The 5,309-nt window shown below is 40.9% G+C and carries 11 protein-coding genes; 9 read left to right on the top strand and 2 right to left on the bottom strand.

Annotated features, from left to right (window positions below):
* Nucleotides 1-386, top strand: a 386-nt coding sequence (locus tag RMY63_RS40855; RefSeq protein WP_322734135.1) for a hypothetical protein, incomplete at its 5' end; no start/stop codon positions are given.
* Between the two features lie 243 nt (nucleotides 387-629).
* Here RMY63_RS40855 and RMY63_RS40850 read toward each other — a convergent pair.
* Both RMY63_RS40850 and RMY63_RS40845 read right to left on the bottom strand, forming a co-directional pair.
* Nucleotides 630-953: a DUF6464 family protein gene (locus tag RMY63_RS40850; protein WP_322734134.1), complete on the bottom strand. Its 324-nt coding sequence runs from the start codon at nucleotides 951-953 to the stop codon at nucleotides 630-632.
* A 228-nt stretch (nucleotides 954-1,181) separates the two neighbouring features.
* Nucleotides 1,182-1,676: a hypothetical protein gene (locus tag RMY63_RS40845; RefSeq protein ID WP_322734133.1), complete on the bottom strand. Its 495-nt coding sequence runs from the start codon at nucleotides 1,674-1,676 to the stop codon at nucleotides 1,182-1,184.
* A 352-nt stretch (nucleotides 1,677-2,028) separates the two neighbouring features.
* On the opposite strand from RMY63_RS40845, the gene RMY63_RS40840 reads away from it, so the two are divergent.
* From RMY63_RS40840 to RMY63_RS40805, 8 genes are all read left to right on the top strand, one after another.
* A complete protein-coding gene (locus RMY63_RS40840; protein WP_322734132.1) occupies nucleotides 2,029-2,499 on the top strand; it encodes a GNAT family N-acetyltransferase in 471 nt (156 codons plus the stop codon).
* Between the two features lie 101 nt (nucleotides 2,500-2,600).
* Nucleotides 2,601-2,855, top strand: a complete 255-nt coding sequence (locus RMY63_RS40835; RefSeq protein WP_322734131.1) for a FitA-like ribbon-helix-helix domain-containing protein — start codon at nucleotides 2,601-2,603, stop codon at nucleotides 2,853-2,855.
* Nucleotides 2,852-3,085, top strand: a complete 234-nt coding sequence (locus RMY63_RS40830; protein ID WP_322734130.1) for a type II toxin-antitoxin system VapC family toxin — start codon at nucleotides 2,852-2,854, stop codon at nucleotides 3,083-3,085. Before RMY63_RS40835 ends, RMY63_RS40830 begins: the two co-directional genes overlap by 4 nt.
* 271 nt (nucleotides 3,086-3,356) lie before the next feature.
* Nucleotides 3,357-3,683 carry a hypothetical protein gene (locus tag RMY63_RS40825; protein ID WP_322734129.1) on the top strand — a complete coding sequence of 109 codons (327 nt, stop codon included), beginning with the start codon at nucleotides 3,357-3,359 and terminating at the stop codon, nucleotides 3,681-3,683.
* 14 nt (nucleotides 3,684-3,697) lie between these two features.
* On the top strand, nucleotides 3,698-3,895 hold the full coding sequence (locus tag RMY63_RS40820; RefSeq protein WP_322734128.1) for a hypothetical protein: 198 nt from the start codon (nucleotides 3,698-3,700) through the stop codon (nucleotides 3,893-3,895).
* A 354-nt stretch (nucleotides 3,896-4,249) separates the two neighbouring features.
* Complete coding sequence (locus RMY63_RS40815; RefSeq protein WP_322734127.1) at nucleotides 4,250-4,396, top strand: hypothetical protein; 147 nt, start codon at nucleotides 4,250-4,252, stop codon at nucleotides 4,394-4,396.
* Entirely contained in the window at nucleotides 4,380-4,550 is a 171-nt protein-coding gene (locus RMY63_RS40810; RefSeq protein ID WP_322734126.1) for a hypothetical protein, read from the top strand. The genes RMY63_RS40815 and RMY63_RS40810 overlap by 17 nt, the downstream gene beginning before the upstream one ends.
* Before the next feature lie 32 nt (nucleotides 4,551-4,582).
* A partial coding sequence (locus RMY63_RS40805) for a Uma2 family endonuclease (protein WP_322734125.1) occupies nucleotides 4,583-5,309 on the top strand: 727 nt, incomplete at its 3' end.

Below are 5,309 nucleotides of genomic sequence, written 5' to 3'. Positions count from 1 at the left end.
AGGGTTTGGGAGGTGTAGCCACCTCAAATCCTAGTTGTGCTTCCTTAGGCACAAGTCAGGTTATCTGTGGCGTATTAGGAACCGATAGTGCACTTTATGTTAATCGGTTTAATGGCAGTTCCTGGAGTGGGTATCAGGGTTTGGGAGGTGTAGCCACCTCAAATCCTAGTTGTGCTTCCTTAGGCACAAGCCAGGTTATTTGTGGCGTATTAGGAACCGATAGTGCACTTTATGTTAATCGGTTTAATGGCAGTTCCTGGAGTGGGTATCAGGGTTTGGGAGGTGTAGCCACCTCAAATCCTAGTTGTGCTTCCTTAGGCACAAGTCAGGTTATCTGTGCCGGTCTTGGAACCAATAAAGCACTTTTTGTTAATACTGGCCCATAGTTACAGCGGTTTTTCTCTTAGGTGAAGGGTAGGCTTAGTACAGGATTTCACAAGTTTGTAGCGTTATTAAATCTTGCAAAGGCTTACTAGTAGGTTGCTCAATTCGTCACAGATTTATGAAATGCTGTACTTAGTTTAGGGCATCGGTTAACCGACGCTTTGATAAATTGCTCTCTCCCCAATTATCCCCTTCCCCTTCTTTAGTAATTTGAGATTGTTTGAGTATTAGGCAGGTAAAACTTATTAAGACCTTTTTTCACTACCAGCTAATTCCTTAGGTTCGTAGTGACGGCAACCGTTACATGGGCCTTGGGGATTGATAGCACAGCGGATGTAGCCAGACCGAGCATTAAACTTGCAGCTGATATCGCCAATTAGATAACCCACCCCTTCTAAATAATAGCGATCGCCTTCCACAGGTCTAAGGTTTTGCCGTCCCTGTACCACTGGAAAATTCATGGCTGCTTGTCTGAGTCGTAGGCGCGATCGCTGGGTTTTACGGATCATCCACAGGGAAAACAGGGACGGTAAAAAACCAACGGCAATCACTAAAAGTGTCTTTAACACCTTCTTTTTACCTCTTCTGGGCGCTGATTGATTGTCCCTGATGTTACACTCTGGTTTTACGGAAGTGCAAATATTAGGGCGGCTTTGTTTCTTTGTCACCAACTATGGTTGCAAAGAAATAATGGCAGTGTGGTATCTAGCAATTTTGACAAATAAGTTCCTTCTGCCACTTCAATCAGCATAACTGTTACAACCTCAAGGGTGAAATGCCGTTGAATGTTGATAATTTTAAGATTTGTTGACTAATACCTTTTTGAACAAGCGTTTTGTGTCAGCTTCAGCCCCATTCTTGTTTTTTCTGTGTCGCTGCGATGCTAATCTTTTTTTGGTTTGCTGACGAAGTTGCTCTGCTAGCAGTGCAGCTTCCCTTTCGGCTCGGAATAAATCAACTTTTCGCGTTGTCAAAATAAATGATTGGTCAGACTTTCGTTTCACCCAAGGGATGCTAACTGCGAAATACTGACAAATATTTTTGCATATCTCCTTTATCAAGACTGAGTAACGTTTTTGAGTATTCAGTTTGTTAGCGATCGCTTTCAACTCTAAGATCGCTGCTTCTAACTCTTGGGCCATCTGATTGATGCGTTCGACTTGTATTATAAAACGCTCCCGTTCACTAATAATTTTTTTTTCTTGGGGTTGCAGTGGGACTATAGCAGTAGTTACAAATGTAGGCTGGAACAGCAAAATGGGCTTTTTGTCCGTGTCTTGGATTTTTTTCATACTACCTCAAGCAAGGCTAGCTGACTTTTAAAGCATTTTAGCAGTTAATTAGTATATTTGTACTATATAGTACCAACTTGATGATCAATCAGAAGCATAGCTGATATAGGACTTACGCAAGAACTCTCTGAAACTCTTATTTCTCCGTGCCCTCTGCGTCGCGCCAGTTGCTTCTCCTGTCGGAGACGCTACGCGTAGCTTGCTTCCCCGTTCACGGAGCGTTCCGTAGGAAAGGGGTACAAGTCGGAGAACCGCAAGGGCGCACTGGCTTCTCTGCGGTTTGATTTTCCGTATCTTTTTCTTTATTGGCTAATATTTATAGTAAAGTGATTTGTGATTAATTACCTTCTTTATGAAATTAAGAATATACGAAATAGCTGATACCGAAGAAATTATGAAATTGTTCTATGACACTATTCATGAAGTGAATATTCACGATTATACAGAAGAACAAGTAGATGCTTGGGCACCAGCAAACATGGATATTGAAATTTGGATTAAAAGTTTAGGAAGTAAGTTTACTTATGTAGCAGAAGAAAAAGACAAAATTATTGGTTTTGGAGAATTAGAGGCTAATGGTCATATTGATCGTTTCTATTGTCATAAAGATTTTCAAAGGAAAGGTGTTGGTAAGAAAATCTTAGAACAGATTGAATTAAAAGCAAACTATTTAGAGGTAGAAAAGTTATTTACCGAAGCCAGTATTACAGCTAAACCTTTTTTTGAGAGTCAGGGATTTATTGTTATCAAAAAACAAGAAGTAGAGCGTAGAGGGCAAAAGCTGATAAATTTTGTTATGGAAAAACACTTCAAAAATTACTAAATTCATTGGATTCAAGTAATTTCAAAAAGGTTGTTCTAGCTTAACTTGCTAAACTAATTTCAAATCTCGAATAAAAGCAGCGAAAAAATAATCATGGAATTATGGCTCAAATCTTAGTTGAAAATTTAGATCCCATTATTCTAGAAAAGCTAGAAACTCTTGCCAAACAACACGGTAGGTCTTTGCAAGAGGAACTAAAGCAGATCCTACAACAAGCGGCTGAAAAAGCGACACACTATCACACTGGCGGCGATATGGAAAAAGCCAGAGAAGCTGTAGCACGCGCTCAAATTAGATATACAGGAAAAATTTTCAGTGATAGTACTGAACTCATCCGCGAGGACAGAGAACGGTGAGTCAGTATGTTTTAGATGCTAGCATTGCGATAAAGTGGTTCATCCCTGAAGTCTACTCTGATGCAGCTAGGCGTTTAGTAGCAAGTAATCATACTTTCTTAGTTCCAGATTTTTTCTTCCCAGAAGTAGGAAATGTCTTGTGGAAACGAGTACATCGCGGTGAAGACACTGCTGAAAATGCAAGACAAACATTAACAGATTTAAATGCAGTTCCTGTAGAGGTGTACTGATCTCAACCTTTAATGCCACTTGCTTTAGATATTGCCTTTCAGACAGATCGTGCAGTGTATGACAGTTTATACTTAGCCCTTGCTATTACTTAACAATGCCAAATGGTAATAGCAGACGAAAAATTTTACAACGCACTGAGAACCAGTGCTTACATCAGTAATATTTTATGGGTGGAAAATATTTAAATAGCGATCGCTTGAGTTTTAGAGAAATATGTCGTCAGACATCGCTTGGCGTTGAACCAGAAGTGTAGGTCTTTGGCTGATTGGCATGAGAAAAACCCCCGTTGATTTGTACCGTATGGGAAATGCGATTTCTTCCAGAATAGATAATATTCGTTCGCAAGACGTTGAAACCTACGAAGAAGATGGTGATATTTGGGTTGTTGCAGGCTCAGGCGGAATTTCGACGTTTGCAGTTCAGGGAGTTGGAAAAAATTGGTGGAAGTTGGATAGAGGAACTGATATTCCCAACGAACTCCGCTTGGTGAATGATTACGGCAATCACTGGTTATGGGAACCAAGCTACACTATGGGAATAGAAGATTATAAAAGTGCATTGCGGTTAGTTGGTGAGGCATTTTACAAAGTCAATTAAGGGAGTTGTTGAACGTGAATTTTTCTCCTAAAGCAATTCGATTTATTGTTGAGGCGCTGGAATATCGAATTGAAGCTTATCAAAAGCAATTAGAGACAGAAAATTTGAATGATGATGAGGTTTCAGACATCACCAATGACATGATGTTTTTGGAATCTTTGTCAGAAGATTTAAAGAAACAACTCTCAACAATTGCGTCATCGGTTTTTTAATGCTTTTACCCATAATCCACCTCATCGTAGAGTGATGATTCTATTTTTGCCCATTTTTTCGGTGGCGATAATTTTAGGCGGAATTTCAACGTTTATGTAGGGGTGCAAAGGGCACCCCAGTATGAATTATTGCGTCAAAATCTGACGGGTTAAAATACTCATGACTTCATTGGGATTATCTGTTGGTAGTAGTGGACTCCAATCACCTACATTTGCATAGCCCAAAACATGCAACAAGTGAAAGAATCAGGGCGATCGCAGGGAATCTTCATGAGCGAAGCAACATAAAGGCGCACCGAGCCTCGCAAAAATTAAATAGGAGTTCTATATTGCAATCAAGCGAGAAGCGCGTTATTGAATTCGGGCAATCGTTTATTAAATTCGGGCAATCGTTTATTGATTCGGGCGGTCTGGTTAGGTGGTGAACCAATCGATAAATATTATGTTGGCTCTCTTTTGGGCGATCGCTTAACTCACGCTGAATATGATAAGGATAAATGACCCACGCGATACTACAACCGAAGCATTAGCTGAGGTAATTGGTTCCTTGGAAATTGCCTTGCAAATTGTTAATGGCGATTCTCCTTCCCTTCGGGACGCTGCGCAAACAAAGACGCTTCGCGATCGCTCTTTTCTCTCTCTATTGCTAAACTAAAAACAACCTTTAGCTAGTGCAAAGGTAACTTTATGAACTCTGCAACCAACCTCGATACCGATCTCACTCCATTTCCTGACCACACGCAGCTACCAGACTCTGACGGCACATTCGTGAAAAATTGGCAAGAGCATCCCCAAAGTATCTTACTAACTGACTCAATTACACCCATTCTTCAGCAATTACATCCAGAAGGTCAATATTGTATAGGTCAGGACTTAGGTATTTACTGGCGGTTGACAGATCCTCGAGAGAAAGGAGCCGCAGCACCGGATTGGTTTTATGTAGGAAATGTCCCACCCTTACTCGATGGATTGACGCGCCGTTCTTATGTATTTTGGCGAGAACACATCGCTCCTTTAATTGTTTTAGAATTCGTCTCTGGTGATGGGAGTGAGGAACGGGATACAACCCCTTGGAAGGGCAAATTTTGGATTTATGAGCAAGTAATTCGTCCTCCGTTTTATGGCATTTATGAAGTGAATAAAGCCAGTATAGAAGTGTATGAATTCATTGGTGGACAATACCAGTTATTAGCAGCAAATGAACGAGGACATTATCCTATACCTCCTTTAAGAGTCGAGTTAGGCATAAGGCTTGGAGTTTATCAAAGCGTGGAATTGCCCTGGTTACGTTGGTGGGATTTGCAAGGTAATTTGTTATTAACTGGCGATGAAAGAGCCGAACAAGAACGCCAACGCGCTGAACAAGAACGCCAACGCGCTGAACAAGAACGCCAACGCGCTGAACAAGAACGCC

The sequence above is a fragment of the Nostoc sp. ChiQUE01b genome, assembly GCF_034531255.1.
Lineage (GTDB): Bacteria > Cyanobacteriota > Cyanobacteriia > Cyanobacteriales > Nostocaceae > Nostoc.
Note: the sequence above shows the minus strand (reverse complement) of the source record. Positions and strands in the feature narration are given on the sequence as shown.